Origin of the sequence: Salegentibacter sp. 24 (assembly GCF_004362395.1) — a bacterium.
Taxonomy (GTDB): domain Bacteria; phylum Bacteroidota; class Bacteroidia; order Flavobacteriales; family Flavobacteriaceae; genus Salegentibacter.
The window spans coordinates 1-17,839 of sequence record NZ_SNWE01000002.1; the positions used below are offsets into that span (position 1 = coordinate 1).

Annotated in this window: 15 protein-coding genes; 13 read left to right on the forward strand and 2 right to left on the reverse strand. The window is 38.7% G+C overall.

What is annotated here, in order from left to right; translation table 11 throughout:
* The first annotated feature begins 97 nt into the window (after window positions 1-97).
* The 6 genes from DET49_RS01375 to DET49_RS01400 all read left to right on the forward strand — a co-directional run bounded on the left by DET49_RS01375 (window position 98) and on the right by DET49_RS01400 (window position 8,318).
* A complete protein-coding gene (locus tag DET49_RS01375; protein ID WP_243729488.1) occupies window positions 98-2,122 on the forward strand; it encodes a SusC/RagA family TonB-linked outer membrane protein in 2,025 nt (674 codons plus the stop codon).
* A gap of 24 nt (window positions 2,123-2,146) precedes the next feature.
* On the forward strand, window positions 2,147-3,931 hold the full coding sequence (locus DET49_RS01380) for a RagB/SusD family nutrient uptake outer membrane protein (RefSeq protein ID WP_133546369.1): 1,785 nt from the start codon (window positions 2,147-2,149) through the stop codon (window positions 3,929-3,931).
* 112 nt (window positions 3,932-4,043) lie between these two features.
* Window positions 4,044-5,393 carry a Gfo/Idh/MocA family protein gene (locus tag DET49_RS01385; RefSeq protein ID WP_133546370.1) on the forward strand — a complete coding sequence of 450 codons (1,350 nt, stop codon included), beginning with the start codon at window positions 4,044-4,046 and terminating at the stop codon, window positions 5,391-5,393.
* Between the two features lie 18 nt (window positions 5,394-5,411).
* Entirely contained in the window at window positions 5,412-6,938 is a 1,527-nt protein-coding gene (locus DET49_RS01390; protein WP_133546371.1) for a TolB family protein, read from the forward strand.
* Window positions 6,939-6,965: 27 nt separating this feature from the next.
* Window positions 6,966-7,721, forward strand: a complete 756-nt coding sequence (locus DET49_RS01395; protein ID WP_133546372.1) for a DUF1080 domain-containing protein — start codon at window positions 6,966-6,968, stop codon at window positions 7,719-7,721.
* Window positions 7,722-7,724: 3 nt separating this feature from the next.
* Entirely contained in the window at window positions 7,725-8,318 is a 594-nt protein-coding gene (locus DET49_RS01400) for a DUF1080 domain-containing protein (protein ID WP_133546373.1), read from the forward strand.
* A 117-nt stretch (window positions 8,319-8,435) separates the two neighbouring features.
* On the opposite strand, the gene DET49_RS01405 is transcribed toward DET49_RS01400, so the two are convergent.
* A complete protein-coding gene (locus DET49_RS01405; RefSeq protein ID WP_133546374.1) occupies window positions 8,436-9,308 on the reverse strand; it encodes an AraC family transcriptional regulator in 873 nt (290 codons plus the stop codon).
* A 572-nt stretch (window positions 9,309-9,880) separates the two neighbouring features.
* Between DET49_RS01405 and DET49_RS01410 the strand changes: the two genes are divergently transcribed.
* The 7 genes from DET49_RS01410 (at window position 9,881) to pncA (ending at window position 16,890) form a co-directional block, all read left to right on the forward strand.
* Entirely contained in the window at window positions 9,881-11,719 is a 1,839-nt protein-coding gene (locus DET49_RS01410) for a sodium:solute symporter family protein (protein ID WP_133546375.1), read from the forward strand.
* A 606-nt stretch (window positions 11,720-12,325) separates the two neighbouring features.
* Window positions 12,326-12,727, forward strand: coding sequence for a glycoside hydrolase family 97 C-terminal domain-containing protein (locus DET49_RS01415; protein ID WP_410527955.1), 402 nt, complete (start codon window positions 12,326-12,328; stop codon window positions 12,725-12,727).
* A gap of 834 nt (window positions 12,728-13,561) precedes the next feature.
* A complete protein-coding gene (locus tag DET49_RS18795; protein ID WP_262707958.1) occupies window positions 13,562-13,687 on the forward strand; it encodes a hypothetical protein in 126 nt (41 codons plus the stop codon).
* 128 nt (window positions 13,688-13,815) lie between these two features.
* Window positions 13,816-13,989 (forward strand): helix-turn-helix domain-containing protein, encoded by a 174-nt coding sequence (locus DET49_RS18365; protein ID WP_166636521.1) that lies wholly within the window; start codon window positions 13,816-13,818, stop codon window positions 13,987-13,989.
* 338 nt (window positions 13,990-14,327) lie between these two features.
* On the forward strand, window positions 14,328-14,855 hold the full coding sequence (locus tag DET49_RS01420; protein WP_133546376.1) for a macro domain-containing protein: 528 nt from the start codon (window positions 14,328-14,330) through the stop codon (window positions 14,853-14,855).
* Between the two features lie 14 nt (window positions 14,856-14,869).
* Complete coding sequence (locus DET49_RS01425; protein WP_133546377.1) at window positions 14,870-16,282, forward strand: nicotinate phosphoribosyltransferase; 1,413 nt, start codon at window positions 14,870-14,872, stop codon at window positions 16,280-16,282.
* Window positions 16,279-16,890, forward strand: a complete 612-nt coding sequence (pncA, locus tag DET49_RS01430) for a bifunctional nicotinamidase/pyrazinamidase (RefSeq protein ID WP_133546378.1) — start codon at window positions 16,279-16,281, stop codon at window positions 16,888-16,890. Before DET49_RS01425 ends, pncA begins: the two co-directional genes overlap by 4 nt.
* Here the strand turns inward: pncA and DET49_RS01435 are convergent.
* Window positions 16,877-17,656 carry a THC0290_0291 family protein gene (locus tag DET49_RS01435; protein WP_133546379.1) on the reverse strand — a complete coding sequence of 260 codons (780 nt, stop codon included), beginning with the start codon at window positions 17,654-17,656 and terminating at the stop codon, window positions 16,877-16,879. The genes pncA and DET49_RS01435 overlap by 14 nt on opposite strands.
* Window positions 17,657-17,839: the final 183 nt, after the last annotated feature.

Here is a 17,839-nt window from a genome sequence, read left to right on the forward strand (position 1 = left end):
AGAAAAACAAACCAAAAAATTTCCTGATTCAACAAAAACTATAATTCAATCTGAAAAAATTCTTTGGCTAAACTACTCATGAATAAAGCGGGTTAGGGTGGGTGAAAATATTTCTTATGCACTTACTACCGACAATAGGATTTCTGTAATCGGGGAAAATCCGATTAACCATGCCTATCGGTCTCAGCCTATAATTCCAGTTTATGATATTGCAGGTAATTTTGCAGGTACCCAGGCTCCTTCTTTAGGTAACTCTCAAAATGCTGTAGCTATTTTAGAGCGGAACAGAAACAATTTTAGTAAAACCAGTCGCATTTTTGGAAATATTTTTGCAGAATTAAATTTCCTGGAAAAATTTACCGCAAGAACTAGTTTCGGTGGTAGTTATTCAAATACAAACGGACAGGTTTTTGCTTATCCAACCTATGAAAATGCTGAGAATACCACTTATAACCAATTAACTGAAAATGCCTTTACTGGATATAACTGGACCTGGTCTAACACCCTCCAATATCAAAATATCTTTAATGACTTGCATAATGTGACTGTTCTAGTTGGAACTGAAGCTTATCATAATCAGTTTGAAACGGTTAGTGCACTTACACAAGGTTACTATTCTTTTGATCCGGATTATGTAAACTTAAGTACTGGGTCCGGAACACAGACCAACTCTGGTTTTTATACTGAAGACGCACTTTTTTCTGTATTCGGTAGACTGGATTATACCTTTAACGACAGGTATCTGCTGGGAGCCACAATTAGAAGGGATGCCACTTCCAGATTTACCAATCCAAGACATGGTTGGTTCCCGGCAGTTAGTGCTGGCTGGAGAATAAGTGAAGAGGCTTTTATGGACGACGTATCCTGGGTTGATGAACTGAAACTAAGAGGAGGTTATGGTGTGATGGGTAATCAAAATAATGTTGATCCTGCCAATGCTTTTACCACCTACGGCGCAAGTAGAGTATCTTCTTATTATGATATAAATGGAACTAATAATTCGATTGTAGAAGGATTTCTGCGTTCACGAATTGGAAATCCCAACGCTAGCTGGGAAAAGAACATTAATGCCAATATTGGAATAGATGCAAATTTATTTAATAGTAAACTTCAGATTTCTGCCGATTATTATCGTAAGGATGTAGTTGACCTTTTATATAATCCAGAACTTACTGCTACCGCAGGGGTATCAACTGCACCCTATGTTAATATTGCAGAAATGAAAAATAGTGGTTTAGACCTGTCTGCTACTGCTTTTTTTGATTTTACATCAGAACTAAAAATGAATACCACACTTACATTTACAACTTTTGAAAATGAGATTGTAAATATAGCTGATGGGGTTTCTTATTTTGACCAGGAAGCACGCCGTTTTAATGGAAGTAGCATTGTTAGAAATGCAGTGGGACACTCTGTAGGACAGTTCCATGGTTATAATATAGTTGGATTCTGGAATAGTCAGGAAGAAGTTGATGCGGCGAACCAGGAGGCCCAAAATGCATTAAATAGCCCAGATGCCGAATATCAGTCAGATATAGGAGTTGGTCGTTTTCGTTATGAAGACATTAATGGAGATGGCGTTATTACAAGTGATGATAGAACTTTCCTTGGGAATCCTAACCCGGATTTCAGTGGAGGTCTTAACCTGGAATTCACCTATAAGAATTGGGACTTAAGTGCATTTCTTTATGGAGTATATGGAAATGATATCTGGAATCAGGTTAAATGGTGGCATGATTTCTATAGTTCCTTTAATGGAGCTAAGAGTTATACCGCACTATATGATTCCTGGACGCCAACTAACCAGAATGCATCTGCTCCTATACAGGAAACAGGCGGAAGTTTTAGTACCGCAAATGTGCCGAACTCCTATTTTGTGGAGGATGGCTCATACCTGAGACTTAAAAATATTCAATTAGGATATAACTTGCCAACCACAATTTTAGATAAGGTAGGATTAGATAGATTAAGATTATATGTACAAGGCGCAAATTTGTTTACGATAACTAATTATTCCGGAGTAGACCCAGAATTAACAGGTTCTGCTACGGCCTTTGGAATTGATGAAGGAGCTTATCCAACTCCTAAACAAATAATCTTAGGTGTAAATCTTTCATTATAAGATAATAAATTAAAAATTTCAGATATGAAAAAAATAGTATATACAATAGTTTGTTTAATGATGGGAGTGGGAATCTTCCATAGCTGTACAGAAGATTTTTTAGATAAACCTGCCTATGGAGCTTTGAGTGATGAGGTTTTAGCAGATGAGAAAGGTATTAATGCGCTTTTAATTGGCGCTTATGGTGCCCTGGATGGTCAGGATGAGAATAATGGTAGTGTTCTGGCCCTTGGAGGAGGTAATGCTTGGGAATCTACACCTTCTAACTGGATATATGGAGATATAACCGGGGGTGATGCCCATAAAGGTAGTGACGGAGGAGATCAACCTCCAATTAACTCCATAGCAACTTACAGTGTAGATCCAAGTAATGGGTTTTTTAACACAAAATGGAAAGCCTTATATGAAGGAGTGACTAGAGCCAATGCAGTTTTACGTTTACTTAATCAGGCGGAAAGTATTTCTGAAGCATCAAAAGCGAATATTGCCGGGCAAGCTCGTTTTCTGCGAGGCCATTATTACTTTGAACTAAAGAAAATGTTCAATATGGTACCATGGATTGATGAAACTACTGAAAACACCAACGTGCCAAATGATGTAGATATTTGGCCTATGATAGAAGAAGATTTTCAGTTTGCTTATAATAATCTTCCAGCAACCCAGGGCGAAGTAGGCCGTGTAAATAAGTGGGCTGCCGGGGCTTATCTTGGTAAAACTTACTTATACCAGGAAAAATTCCCGCAAGCTAAAACTGTTTTCACAGAAGTGATAAACTCGGGAGTAACCTCCAATGGATTAAGCTATGGACTTGTAGATAATTTTAACCATAACTTTAATGCTGAATTTGAAAATAACGCTGAATCGGTATTCGCTATTCAAATGGTAGCTAACGATGGTACAAATACAATTGCCAATTCAAACCAGGCATTAATGCTGGCATATCCTTATAATAGTCCTTTTAGATGTTGCGGCTTTTACCAGCCTACCCAGGACCTTGTAAATTCTTATCGTACTCAGGAATCAACAGGTCTTCCGTATATTGATAATTATAATAGTAATCCTGTTAAGAATGATATGGGGATTCTTTCAGATGAACCATTTACACCAGATACACAATCTTTGGACCCCAGACTGGATTGGACGGTCGGCAGAAGAGATATACCATATCATGATTGGGGATATCACCCGGGTTATGATTGGATAAGAGAGCAGTCATCTGGTGGTCCTTATGCTCCTAAAAAACACATTTACTGGCAGTATCATGCCGATACATATTCAGATCAAAGTGCTTGGGCGCCCGGAAATGCAATAAATGTAAATATAATAAGATTTGCAGATGTGCTACTGATGGCAGCTGAAGCGGAAGCTAGAACGGGAAATTTAGCTACTGCATTAGAGTATGTGAATATGGTGAGAGGAAGAATGGTCGATAATCCAGAGAATTGGCTTAAAGATTATGTGGACCCGGAAAATCCATTAGATGGTTTTTCTCAAGAATACGCTGCAAATTATAATATAGAAAGATATCCGGAAGGTTACTTTACTTCCGAAGAACAGGCGATGGAAGTAATCATGTATGAAAGACGTATTGAATTAGCAATGGAAGGCCATAGATTCTTTGATCTTGTGCGATGGGGTGAAGCCGAGGAAGTTCTTAACAATTATATAGAATATGAAGGTCAAATCACTACTGATGTTAGAGGTGGAGATTTTAGTGCCAACGATAGATATTTTCCGATTCCACAAAGACAAATAGATTTAAGTACCACGGCAGACGGACCGGTTCTGCAACAAAATCCCGGATATTAAACTTTGTAGACAACAATTATCTTAAAGAGAGTGTTTTTTAGCACCTTCTTTAATATTCAAATTTGCTTAACCAAACCAGGGGTTTAACCTATCCCTGGATAACTTATTAGTAATGAAAAAACAAAGACGTTCTTTTTTGAAGAATCTTGGGCTTGCGGGAGCTGCCGCAGCCTTTATACCTTCTGCTTTTGCCGCTGAAACTCAAAAAACATTGTTCCTGCAAAGAAATGCTGCAAATATATTCGGTGCTGAACCCCTGGGGCTGGCTTTAATCGGAGCTGGTGGAATGGGTGTTGCCGATGCCGAAACAGCACTGGAACACGATAATATTAAGTTGCTAGCAGTTTGTGATCTGTATGAAGGAAGACTGGAAGATTCTAAAACTCGATGGGGTGAAGATATATTTCTAACTAAAGATTATAAAGATATTCTGAAAAGAGAGGATATCGATGCAGTTATAGTTGCCACTCCAGATCACTGGCATAAACAAATAAGCATTGATGCATTAAAAGCAGGTAAACATGTTTACTGCGAAAAACCTATGGTGCATTCTGTGGAGGAAGGCCACGAACTGATCAATGCCTGGAAAAAATCGGGTAAAGTTCATATGGTAGGGAGCCAGGGTTTATCTTCCCTGGGGAATGAAAAAGCTAAACAATTACTCGCCCAGGGTGCAATTGGAGATATAAATTATGCCGAAGGTTTCTGGGCAAGAAATTCCCCTTTCGGAGCCTGGCAATATCCAATTCCGCCAGATGCGTCCCCTCAAACTGTAGACTGGCAGAAATTTATTGCCAATACCGAAGAACGTCCCTTCGATGCAAAAAGGTTCTTTCGGTGGAGGAATTATCTTGATTATGGTACCGGAATGGCGGGAGATTTATTTGTTCATCTTTTTTCCAGCCTTCATTTTATAACGGGTTCCATGGGACCTAACAAAGTTGCAGCTACCGGCGGGCTTAGATACTGGCACGATGGCAGGGAAGTACCGGATGTACTATTGGGAATGTTTGATTACCCCAAAACCGATAGTCATCCTGCCTTTAATCTTTCTTTGCGATGCAATTTTGTTGATGGTACCAGCGGAAGCACCTACCTGAAAATTGTGGGTAGTAAAGGTTCTATGGATGTTACCTGGGATGATGTAACATTAAAACAGAATGATGTTGCCGCTTCAAATGATCCTTTTATGGAGGAAAAGGCTAAGGAGCAGAATCAAACACGTAGTGACCGTAAAAAGATCCTTCCCCCCTCAGAAACATTATACCAGGTAGAAAAAGGTTATAAAGGGGCTCATTACGATCATTTTGCTAATTTCTTTCATGCTATAAGAACTAATGGACAGGTCGTAGAAGACCCGGTATTTGGATTCAGGGCTGCTGCTCCGGCTTTGCTTTGTAATGAAAGTTATCGGCAGGATAAATTTATGGGTTGGGATCCGGAGAAGATGAAAGTAATATAAGTCATTAAAATACTGCAGATGAAAAAACTAATCCTCGGAAGCTTTTTACTTTCCTTTTTAATTGCTGCTATTCCTTATGAAAATCAAATTCATAAAGTTTTGGATTCTGTCGAAAGAGATCTGGGTGATTTTGAGAATGAGGTTACTATCGGGGATACTTCTCCCATTGGGGAGCTGGAGTATAATCCAGATCTGCAGGAATATTTGTTTGTATTTACCGTAGATGCAAAACCAGTGGAATCTAACCCATTTCATTATCTATATAAATCCATACAAGGGGACTTTATTCTTAGGGCGCATTTAAGCTTTAAAGGTGAAACCGGTTCAGGATCAACTGCCGGATGGATAATTCGTGATAATCTGGGTTCCAAATCTGCTGAGGTTATTGCCCAGGTAGATAATTCAGGCACAGCTTCCCTTATAACCAATACAACTGTAAAATTAGAGGAAGTTCCCGTGCCTCAGGTAAATGTGTTGCAGCTTGAGCGAAGAGGGGATGTCTATTATTTTTCTTCAGCGAAATGGGGCGATCCTTTTACAACAGTAAAAATTGAAAATGAAAACCTGGAAAACGAGGTCTTCGCAGGCCTTTTCTTTAGCCCTGGAAATAGCGAAGCGAGTGGAAAAGTTATTGTAAGTAATGTTAGGTTCATAAAGCCTGCCGGGCCGGATTTTGAACAGTATCAGGAATATCTTGGAAGTAATTTGGAGGTGCTGAATGTGGAAACCGGGAAGCGGAAGATTCTATATACTTCTGCTCATTCCATTCAGGCTCCTAACTGGGTGAACAAGGATAGGGACTTGGTGTATAATTCGAATGGTTACCTTTACCGCTTTGATTTAAATTCTGAAAGAGTGGAGCAAATTGAAACGGGATTTGCAACCAGTAATAACAATGATCACGTTTTTTCTTTTGACGAAAGTATATTAGGGATCAGTCATCATAACCAGGAAGATGGAGGGGTGTCGTCCCTTTATATAATGGACCCTGCAGGAGATACACTTCCCGAGAAAATAACAAAAGATGGAGTAGGAGCTTCTTATCTGCATGGGATCTCCCCAGATAATAAAACCCTTCTTTTTACCGGAGATCGTAAGGGGAAAATGGATATCTACAGCATTGATATTGAAACAAAAAAAGAGATTCAGTTAACAGATACCGAATACCTGGACGACGGCTCAGAGTATTCTCCAGACGGGAAATATATTTTCTTTAACTCCAACCGTAATGGAAAGATGCATCTGTGGAGGATGAAACCCGATGGAAGTGAACAGGAGCAACTGACCTTTAACCCGAATCATAATGACTGGTTTCCGCATATTTCTCCGGATGGAAAATGGATCGCATTTATCTCTTTCCCTCCGGAAATTGATTCAGGAGACCATCCGTTTTATCAGCATTGTCTGTTAAGGTTAATGCCGGTAGATGATGGTAAGCCAAGAGTTATAGCCTACATATATGGCGGGCAGGGTACAATCAATGTCCCCAGTTGGTCCAGTGATAGTAAGCATATTTCTCTTGTTACTAATACCGCATGTTATTAAAACTTATTAAAACCATAAATGTTAATTATGAAAAAAATAATCTTAAGTGTCTTTACGGTTTCCGCATTGATGGCCTGTAAAAATTCTCCTGAAAATTCAGAAAATGAATCGGAAGTAAAAGCAGAAGCAAAGAAAGAACAATCAAGTGAGGAAGAAGAGTGGCAGTATCTCTTTAATGGCGAAAATGCAGATGGCTGGCGGGCATACAATGAGGAAGACAGAGCAGGCTTGCCTGATGGTTGGATCATAGAAGATGGCACCTTGAAGTCACTTGGTAAAGGAGGCGATATTGGGGGCGATATAGTCTATGGAGAGGAAGAATTTGGAGAATTTGAACTTTATCTCGAATGGAAGATTTCTCCTGAGGGAAATAGTGGTGTATTTTACCATGTGGTAGAGGATGAAAAATATGATGCGCCTTACTTTGCCGCTCCCGAATACCAGATTATAGATCAACTTGGTTTTCCTCAGGAACTTGCGTCATGGCAATCAATTGGAGGAGATTATGGAATGTATGATCCTGAATATAATGAGGATGATCTAAAAGAAATTGGCGAATGGAATTCCAGCAGGATCAGGTTTACCAACGAGAAAGTTACCTATTGGTTAAATGGCGAGAAAACCCTTGAGTTTGAACCCTGGTCTGAAGACTGGCAGAAAAGAAAAGAAGAAGGGAAATGGAAAGATTTCCCGGATTACGGGAAAGCAAAATCCGGACTAATTGGCCTGCAGGATCATGGTAGTTTTACCTGGTTTAGAAATATAAAAATCAAAAAACTATAAAAGATGAAGAATATAGGAATTTTATTAAGCCTTTCCCTGGTGACTTTAGTGGGCTGTAAATCGGAGGCGAATCTTTTTAATGGAAAGGACCTTGATGGATGGCAGGTGTATGGTACCGAAAAATGGTATGTGGAAGACGGTTTGCTGGTTGCCGAAAGCGGCCCGGATGCACAATACGGATACCTGGCGACCGAAAAGAAGTATGAAGATTTTGAACTGGAGGTGGAGTTCCTGCAGGAAGCTGATGGAAATAGCGGAGTGTTTTTCCGCTCAGATATTGAAGGCACAAAAATTTCAGGTTGGCAGGTTGAGGTTGCACCCCCAGATTTACATACAGGCGGTGTCTATGAATCCTACGGGAGAGGATGGCTTATTAAACCCGAGGACAAGGAAGATGTTCTCAATTATGGGGATTGGAATAAGATGAAGATAAGGGTTGAGGGTGATAAGGTGCAAACCTGGCTCAACGGGAAGGAAATGGTTGATTTTTCTGATGAGAAAATTGGTGATGCTAATGGAAAAATAGCCCTGCAGATCCACGATGGTGGTGGCATTAAAGTATTTTGGAGAAATATTAAAATTAAAGAATTAGAATAAGTTTTTTAGTGTAGTTAGCAGTGTTACAGTTGATTTGTTAGCTAGCGTCTGTTTCTTTGGGAACAGGCGCTTTTTTTATCTTCTTAAATCTGGAAATGTCTTTTAAAAGTATCATATCTAGAGCACTCTTTTTATTCCACTAAATTTATCACGGTACTGGCTTGGGGTACAGTCTTTACACTTTTTAAAAACACGGTTGAAATTAGCAATATTATTAAACCCACATTTAAAAGCGATCTCGGCAATGCTCAAGTCTTTTTCTATTAACCATCGTGAGGCATAACCAATTCTGGTATCATTGATATATTCTATAAAAGTTTTTCCGGTTCTCTTTTTTATAAAACGGTTAAAAGATACCTGGCTCATATTTACCAGTTCTGAAATTTCTGAGAGTAAGATCTTATTATGATAATTTTCCTGAACGTAATCATAGATTATTTTGATCTTGTCACTGTTTTCGAAATCCTTGTAGTTAGAAGTATAAGAAGATAACAGCCTTTGGTTTCTTGAGTTTGCCAAATCGTGAAGTATGGAGATAAGCTGTAGAAGATAATCTATACTATCAATTTTAGATAATCTAGTTAACTTGGGTTTTATTTCAGCAGTAATTTTTTCTGAAAATAGAATGCCATGGGCAGATCTTTCGAACATATCTTTAATAGGCTTCATAATACGTCTGCTAAGTAACTTGGAATCAAAGAGATTCTCGTTAAACTGAACGGTAACCTCGTGTATTTGGTTACTGGTACACTTGTGTAGTTGCCATCCGTGCGGTATATTTGGTCCTACCAGCACTAGTTCAATATTATTTATCTCTTCCATACTATCTCCCACTACTCGTCTTACCCCTTTTCCGTTAATTATAAGGTTGAGTTCAAACTCCGGATGAAAATGGATAGGAAAATCAAATTCGTTCTTAATTCGGTCAAAAACCAGAAAACTATCCTCAGGTGATAAAGGTGTGATTTCCCGGTGTATATCTTTATGCATAGTGAATAGGACTTGGGGTAGAAAGAATCTTACCAATAAATGATAAAATCATATAAAGTTAATAAAATGAAGCTTGCTATTTTTAAATTTTTCTAAAAACTAACTTTTAAAAAAATAGGATTACTAAATTTTATGGGCTAAAAATAAAATAAGATTTAATTAATCCTAATTATTTTTCTCTTCTATGGTATTAAAAATACTTTTTTTTGAATAAATAATCAAAATTCCTCATCTTCAAACCACCGTCTGTGCTTTTTTATTTCTGCAAAATATTAAAGGATAAACCTTGCTGATTAACAATCCTGAATGGAGATCAATTATAAATCAAAGAAAACAGGGTATCACTAAAGCAGGAATCGCTTTTGTCTACAAGAAGTTACGGCTTTCTGGTAAAGTTAGGAAGATAGTGGGGGAAAAGCTTTGAGAAAAAGTTATCGGAAAATTCGGATATTGCCCGGATATTGGTTAGGTGAAGTGCCTTCCCCACTCATTATTTTGCCTCTTATTAGGGAAATGTTGCCCAAGAAGGTTTTAAGGGAGTCGAAGAATTATTATTAACTAACATACCATTGATGCTACAGGGTCTTGATATCCTTATTATACTATCTTATCTAATTGGCACCATAGTTATTGGTCTGGCTTTTAGAAGAAAAGCTCAAAAAAGTAAAGACGATTATTTAATGGGGGGTAAAAGCTTGCCGTGGTATATGATGGGGCTTTCCAATGCTTCGGGTATGTTTGATATATCGGGTACCATGTGGCTGGTTACCCTCACCTTTGTGTATGGCTTTAAAAGTATTTGGATCCCGTGGCTTTGGCCGGTTTTTAACCAGGTCTTTCTTATGGTCTATCTCTCGGCCTGGTTGAGAAGGTCTAATGTAACCACCGGGGCCGAATGGATCCTGTTCAGGTTCTCTAACGGGCGGGGTGGTCGGCGGTCTCATGCCATAATAGTTATATTTGCTATTTTAAGTTGTCTTGGCTTTCTGGCCTATGGCTTCATTGGCTTGGGGAAATTTGTAGAAATATTTATTCCCTGGAACCTCGTTTCAACTTATATTCCATTTGATGTTCCACCTGCTTACCTTCCTCATTTTTATGGAATAATATTCACCCTTTTTGCTGTGTTTTATTCAGTAATAGGCGGGATGTCTGGAATTGTATGGACAGATCTACTGCAGTATACAATTATGACTGTTTCTTCTATTGCCATTGCGGTAATTGCCTGGCAGGCCATGGAAGAAAACACCCTTACTGTACCCGAGGGATGGTTTGATCCATTTTTTGACTGGAAACTAAATATGGACTGGTCTGGAATTATAAGTGAGGTAAATACCAAAATCGCCTCAGATGGGTATTCTCTCTTCGGAATTTTCTTTATGCTTATGGTCTTTAAAGGTATTCTCTCCAGTATTGCAGGGCCTGCCCCAAATTATGATATGCAGAAGATTCTATCGACAAAATCTCCCCTGGAGGCCGCAAAGATGAGTGCGTTTTCTATAGCCGCGCTTATTCCTACCAGGTATCTTATGGTGGGTGGATTTTCTATATTGGGAATCCTTTTTTACGAAGACCTAAAACTTAGCACGGCAGGAGTCATAGATTTTGAACAGGTTTTACCGGCAGCAATAGAACAGTTTGTACCCGTAGGTCTGTTCGGTCTGCTACTTGCCGGATTGCTGGCAGCATTTTTGTCTACCTTTGCGGGTACCCTGAATGCAGCCCAGGCTTATATTGTTAACGATATCTATTTAAAATATAAAAACCCGTTAGCCAGTGCTTCCAAAATTAAACTGATGAACTATTCCAGTGGAATTGTGGTGGTGCTGATAAGCATTGTTCTCGGTTTTTTTGTACAGGATGTAAATTCCATTTTACAATGGATCGTTTCGGCATTGTACGGAAGTTACGTGGTGTCAAATGTTTTAAAATGGCACTGGTGGCGCTTCAATGGGGAAGGTTATTTCTGGGGAATGCTTTCCGGAATAATCCCAGCCATGATTTTTCCAATTTTTACAGATACCTTAGATTTATATTATTTCCCCATTATTCTGCTTATCTCCATTGCCGGCAGTATCCTAGGAACCTACTCTGCCCCACCCACCGATAGGACCGTGCTCAAGGATTTTTATAAAAACACCAGGCCATGGGGTTTTTGGGGCCCAATACACCGTGAGATCACCGCAGAGGATCCAGAGTTCACTAAGAATAATGGGTTTAGCCGGGACATGGTTAATGTAATAGTGGGCACCCTCGGGCAAACCCTACTGGTAGTTATTCCGCTATACCTGATCCTGCATAAAACCCTACCCCTGGTGCTGTGTATTGCAATTTTGATCATATGCATCATTTTTATTAAGAAGAACTGGTGGGACCATATAAAACAAGAACCAAATATTACTAACCGTTAAGATCAACTTATGGATACAGAAAACACACCCCGGTCAAATCCCCGGTTACGATAAACTTCTCCAAAAGCATCGTGAGCTCCTAGAGACCCCTAATAAACCGGTGAATTTTTCCAACGGAATCTTTAAACGCTATAAAAATCCAATCTTTACGGGAAGCCATGTTCCGTTGGAGTGGCGGAAGGATTTTAATTCCAGTACCAATCCCCTGGGTTTAGAACGCATGGCATTAATTCTACATTTAACCCCGGGGCAATGAAGTGGAAAGCTAATTATGTGTTGCGGTATGGGTAGAAGGGAATGACCGGAAATCTTTCTTTGCTATAACCGAAAGTCCAAATGGGGTAGATATTTTTCGATTATGGGAGAAACCCATCCTGCTTCCCCAAGTGGAAATCCCGGACACTAACGTTTATAATATGCGACTTACCCGGGCTGAAGACGGATGGATCTACGGTGTTTTTTGTACGGAAAAAAAAGATCATAATGCCCCCTGCTGATACCACCGCAGTGGTTGCCAATGCAGGAATAATAAGAACAAAAGACCTTTTAACCTGGGAGCGCCTACTTGACCTTGGGTGACCGGAAAAAGAACTTTTCTAAAAATGGTTGAAAGCTATTTTCGATAATAACCTGACCTATCTCACCAATGATAATTTGAGCAGCCAGTTTAATGCAGACTGGTCAAACAAGCTCCTTATCTGTATTGATGATGTAACCATGTACAATTCTTTACAAATTGCAGCTGATTTACCTGAGAACTACGACAGGTTCCCTGATGCTTTTCAATTTATCAAGGATGTGGCAGTCGATAGTTGGTATTTAGAGGCCGAACCGGGTGATTATGTTACTGTTGCCAGAAAAGAAAGGTACAAAAATGAATGGTTTGTAGGAAGTATGACAGATGAAAATGAAAGGGAAGCCACATTTGATTTTAGCTTTTTACCGGAAGGAGAAGAGTTTGTAGTAACCATTTATGCTGATAAGAAAGACGCTAGCTGGGATAAATAGCCTCAAAGTTATACCATTTAAAAAGTTCTTATAACCTCGGAAACTGTATTAGATAATTTTATAGCCCGAGGAGGTGGTTTGGCCATTAGCATAAAGAAAGCAACCGAAAATGATTTGAATAAGCTTGATAGTGTGGAATAAAATTTTGGATTGAATAATCTTTAGCATTATGGTCTAGCAAAGGTAATAGGGAGATTTATTTCTATTTTTTTTACTTTAAGTTACCTCTTCAATGCTGAATTTTTTAAACTCCTATTTCTTTTAGCTATATTTAATAGCCTGAAGTGTTAGTGGTTATGGAAAAATTTATTCTTGAATTTGGAAAAGCACTGGCTAGACAAAGATCTGGGATAAATTTTTTCATTGAGGATAAAATAGAGGGGAATGTTACCAACGTGATTCTTTTTATCCTTGCTTTTTTTACTCTTTTCGTTACCAGCTTCAGTTTAATCTTTGGGATCCAGACTATCATAAATGGTTATGTCTATTATTTGATTCTTTTATAATCCTGCCGGTAATTTTGGTTTGGCTTGCTATATTCTATGAATCAGATAAGTACCTGGAGACCGACGGCATAATTTTAAGGTGGTACCCATTGAGAAATACCGGATACGTTTGTTTTGAATATATCAATCTTGATATATATTCTTAAGATTACTTTAAGGCCGGCTGGTGCCGCAGAAGATCAATTTCACCGTTGGAAATAAAAGCGGGGACTCCGCGAACCATAATATTCTCTTCGTCTTATTCGATGAACTATTAGATGGAGGAATCCAGGATCTTTCCGGTGAGAGGAAACAGGATTTTTTTCGATGACTGATGAATTCTTTCCTTATGAACAACGAACCGCTTAAAAAGAACACTGTAAAGACCAGTTTTTCCGTCTGGAAAAACGGCCAGGAAAAAATTAATTCCCGAAACCAGCGAAAATTCATTCGTCAGATGCTGAATAAAGAATAATTATAGCATAATTTCCTTCCTATTTGAATTATGCTATTGATTTATAGGTATTTGCTTTCCTAAGTTTGTCCTGTACAAAAATGTAAAAGGCCTTTTACTCATTTCTAATTTTAACCATATAGTTATGAATGAGTAAGGAACAAATAGTGGGTTTACTGGAAGATAGTAAAACCCTTCTTTCCCACACCAAGAAAGTAATGAACGTCGAAGACCTGGCACAATATACCGGGCTTTCCAAAAGTAAGATCTACAAGCTTACCCCGATGGGGAACAACCCCGAACATCCGCCAGAAGTTTTATGATAAGGACAAGATCGATGCCTGGCTCCTGGGCGAACCGGGCCTCTCCGATGCCTTCCTGGAGGATCAGTTCAACAAGGACCTGATAAAGAACCGGAAGTAGGCTTTTGCCTTTTACTCATCTCTTAAAAATGTTAACCCTATATTACTTACGAAGTGCACTGGGGGCTTCAAAGAAGCCTGGGCTGCAATTTCATATTTAACATGCATATTGGGCTTAGCTTTGTAAGTGATTTTGATACCAGTAGCACAGCTTTCTCTCCTACCTTTGGTCTGGCATTCGGATATCGCCTATTTTAATTTGTTTGAATTCTTAAGGTAGTTTTCGTAAATTCTGAATTATGAAAAGGACTATTCAGAATGTAGAAATTGAAGTTTCTAAAGGAGACATTGCCAGTCAGCCTGAAATTGAAGCTGTGGTAAATGCAGCAAATGCTCAACTCACCACTGGCGGTGGCGTGGCTGGAGCAATTCATAGTGCTGCAGGACCGGGACTTTATGAAGAGTGTAAGCCTCTTGCGCCTATCGCACCTGGAGAAGCCGCTATTACCAGCGCTTATAAATTACCGAACAAATATGTGATTCATTGCCTGGGGCCAGTCTACGGGCATGATAAACCTGCGGACAAACTGTTGGCAAATTGCTATAAAAATGTTTTGAAGTGTTCAGAAGAGAAGCAGGTGAAGTCTCTGGCTTTTCCCGCTATTTCTACCGGAGTTTTTGGTTATCCTATAAAAGAAGCGACCAGGATCAGTTTTAATACAATTTTAGCCGAAATCCCAAAGCTTAAACATCTGCAAAAGCTTAAATTTGTTTTGTTCAGTGAAGCAGATCTTGAAATTTATAAAGCGATGCTTGACGATGTTTAAACTAACTAAAAGCTATGCTAAATTTTTCAGCTACTTATACCGACCAGTATCAACTGGCGATGGCGCAGGTATATTTTAAAAAAGGCCAAAAAGATTACACCGCAATTTTTGATTATTATTTTAGAAAACTTCCTTTCAATGGTGGCTACGCAATTTTTGCCGGGCTTCAGGATCTATTGGAGATTATTGAAGATTTAAAATTTAGCGATAAAGACCTTGAATACCTTAAAAAGCAGGATTTTGATAATGATTTCCTGGAATACCTTAAAGATTTTAAATTCCGCGGAAATATTAATTCGGTTCAGGAAGGAGACGTGGTTTTTCCTACCCGGCCTGTTTTGCAGGTGGAAGCCAATATCATTGAAGCGCAAATAATTGAAACTATTTTACTGAATTTACTCAATTTTCAAACCTTAATTGCAACAAAAGCGAGTAGGATAAAATTGGTTTCGGGAGAGCGCATTTTGCTAGATTTTGGTTTGCGACGGGCACAGGGACCTGGAGGTTACTTTGCTACCCGCGCGGCTATTGTTGGTGGTTTTAATGGGACAAGCAATGTGGTTGCCGGACGGGATTTTGATATTCCGGTTTCTGGAACTATGGCGCACTCTTTTATTCAAAGCTATGATGAGGAAATCACCGCTTTTCGGGATTTTGCGGAAGGAAGACCAAAAGATTGTGTGTTGCTAGTAGATACTTACGATACGCTTAAAAGCGGTGTTCCAAATGCGATTACGGTCGCAAAGGAAATGGAGGAGCGCGGCCAAAAATTAATGGCTATTAGGCTTGATAGTGGAGATTTAGCTTATCTCTCTAAACAAGGCAGAAAAATGCTGGACGAGGCCGGACTCGATTACGTAAAAATTGCAGCTTCCAACCAATTGGAGGAAAATGTGATAAAAAGTTTGCTGGAACAAGGCGCAAGGATCGATGTTTTTGGCGTGGGGACCAACCTTGTTATTGGAAGTCCAGATGCCGCTTTAGACGGGGTTTATAAATTGGCTTATTCTCATGGGAAACCAAGAATTAAAATTTCTGAAAGCATAGTTAAGGTGACGCTTCCGCATAAAAAACAAGTGTATCGTTTAAGGGATGCTGAAGGAAATTGCGTTGGAGCCGATCTAATAACTCTTTTTGAAGAAAATGATATTGAAAATATGATACATCCCTTTGAGCCTTATAAGCAGATGCGAATTGGAGAGTTACAAAAAGAACCCTTACTTCAGTCAGTAATGGAAAATGGAGAAAATAAATTAGAGCATAAATCCCTTCAGGAAATTGCTGAATACAGCAAAAACAGACTTGGAGAGCTTTCTATAGAATATAAACGCTTTAATAATCCGCATATTTATAAGGTGGGAATTAGTGAAGCTTTAAAAGCGGAACGTGATAAATTAATTGCATCTTTTAAAATTAAAGAAAAATGAAAACCTTGATTATTATTGATCCACAAAATGATTTTATGCCTGGTGGGTCCTTGCCCGTGCCTAAAGGAGATGAAATTATTCCTGTAATAAATAATCTTCAGGAAAAGTTTGATTTGGTGATCGTTTCCCAGGATTGGCACCCTAAGGGTCACGCTAGTTTTGCGATCAGCCACAATGGCAAGAAGGAATTTGAAACAATTGATCTTGACGGAATTCAACAAGTTATGTGGCCAGAACATTGTGTCCGAAACACCTTTGGTGCCGAATTTCATAAGGACTTAAAAACTGCAAAAATCGAAGCTATCTTTAGAAAAGGAACCGATTCTGAAATAGATAGCTACAGTGCTTTTTATGACAATAAACATTTAAAATCTACAGGGCTTTCCGGTTATCTAAAAGAAAAGAAAGCAGACCATCTTTATTTCTGTGGTCTTGCTGCTGAAATTTGCGTGTATTTTACGGCTAAAGATGCCTTAAAAGAAGGATTTAATGCTACAATTATAGAAGATGCTACAAAAGCACTTGATACTGAAGATTTCGAAAAAGCAAAAGCTGATTTAGTGGAATTGGGAGGAGGAATTATTACTTCTGAAGCTATTGAAAGTTAATGTAGTATACATAACCCACATTGACCCAAAAAATATAATCGTTAAATTTGTTTTGAGGTGCATCAATATTTAAGCCATCAATCCAATCGTCACCATAATATTGGCCTCTCCCTTCAATCAGGAGATCATGTCTAAATCCCAATCGGTAACGTACACCGAACCCACCAATTATAGAATAAGTACTGCCGCGTTCAAAATTCATTCCGCCAACAAAAGTTGGAAAAACATTTTTGGGATTTTCCAAGGAACCTAAATCAGAATATGCATTAGCCTTGTAAGACACAAAATGTCCGCCTAAGCTTACATACGGAGAAAACATGTAGCCAGAATGGGTGAAATCACGAATTCGAAAAGGATGATATTCTAAATGTATTCCACCTTCAATAATTTCACTTTCCCCATGCATAGCTCTTAATAATTGTCCGCCAAGGGTTTGTTTTTTGGCAACGGGGCCAAAATGCTCTAGTTTGGAATAAAAATAATCCAGTTCATTTCTAATTCGAAAGTGATTAGTGAAAAAAGAAGTGGTTGCTAAGTAGTGGCAATCAGTTTTATAGGCAAAATTCATATAATGAGAAATCCCTACCCCGTAACCCGCATTATTAATATTGTTCTTTAAGTTCCACCGTTCACCATAATCTGTGAAAAAAGAGGCGGGTCCAGCCTTAACTGCGATTTCATGCGCAATTCCAAATTGAGAATAGCCCTTTATCTGAAAGAGTAGTATAAAAAATATAAGAGCTAAAAATATCTTGCGATGGTACATTCCTTCAGGCTTGAGCGGACAACAAATATATAAAAACTACTCTAAGGAAAAATCACATTAATTAACTGAATTATAAAACGCTCTATACAAGACGTTAATTTTATATGAAAAGATAAAAATTTGAGGTGATTTTTTATAGAACCCATATATTTGCAGTGCAAAACACAGCTTTTATTATAAACT

Bases quoted from the DNA above. Each gene is read 5' to 3' on its own strand.
- DET49_RS01380 (WP_133546369.1), top strand. From the start codon at position 2,147: ATGAAAAAAATAGTATATACAATAGTTTGTTTAATGATGGGAGTGGGA.
- DET49_RS01385 (WP_133546370.1), top strand. From the start codon at position 4,044: ATGAAAAAACAAAGACGTTCTTTTTTGAAGAATCTTGGGCTTGCGGGA.
- DET49_RS01390 (WP_133546371.1), top strand. From the start codon at position 5,412: ATGAAAAAACTAATCCTCGGAAGCTTTTTACTTTCCTTTTTAATTGCT.
- DET49_RS01395 (WP_133546372.1), top strand. From the start codon at position 6,966: ATGAAAAAAATAATCTTAAGTGTCTTTACGGTTTCCGCATTGATGGCC.
- DET49_RS01400 (WP_133546373.1), top strand. From the start codon at position 7,725: ATGAAGAATATAGGAATTTTATTAAGCCTTTCCCTGGTGACTTTAGTG.
- DET49_RS01405 (WP_133546374.1), bottom strand. From the start codon at position 9,308: ATGCATAAAGATATACACCGGGAAATCACACCTTTATCACCTGAGGAT.
- DET49_RS01410 (WP_133546375.1), top strand. From the start codon at position 9,881: ATGCTACAGGGTCTTGATATCCTTATTATACTATCTTATCTAATTGGC.
- DET49_RS18795 (WP_262707958.1), top strand. From the start codon at position 13,562: ATGAACAACGAACCGCTTAAAAAGAACACTGTAAAGACCAGTTTTTCC.
- DET49_RS18365 (WP_166636521.1), top strand. From the start codon at position 13,816: ATGAGTAAGGAACAAATAGTGGGTTTACTGGAAGATAGTAAAACCCTT.
- DET49_RS01420 (WP_133546376.1), top strand. From the start codon at position 14,328: ATGAAAAGGACTATTCAGAATGTAGAAATTGAAGTTTCTAAAGGAGAC.
- DET49_RS01425 (WP_133546377.1), top strand. From the start codon at position 14,870: ATGCTAAATTTTTCAGCTACTTATACCGACCAGTATCAACTGGCGATG.
- pncA (WP_133546378.1), top strand. From the start codon at position 16,279: ATGAAAACCTTGATTATTATTGATCCACAAAATGATTTTATGCCTGGT.
- DET49_RS01435 (WP_133546379.1), bottom strand. From the start codon at position 17,656: ATGTACCATCGCAAGATATTTTTAGCTCTTATATTTTTTATACTACTC.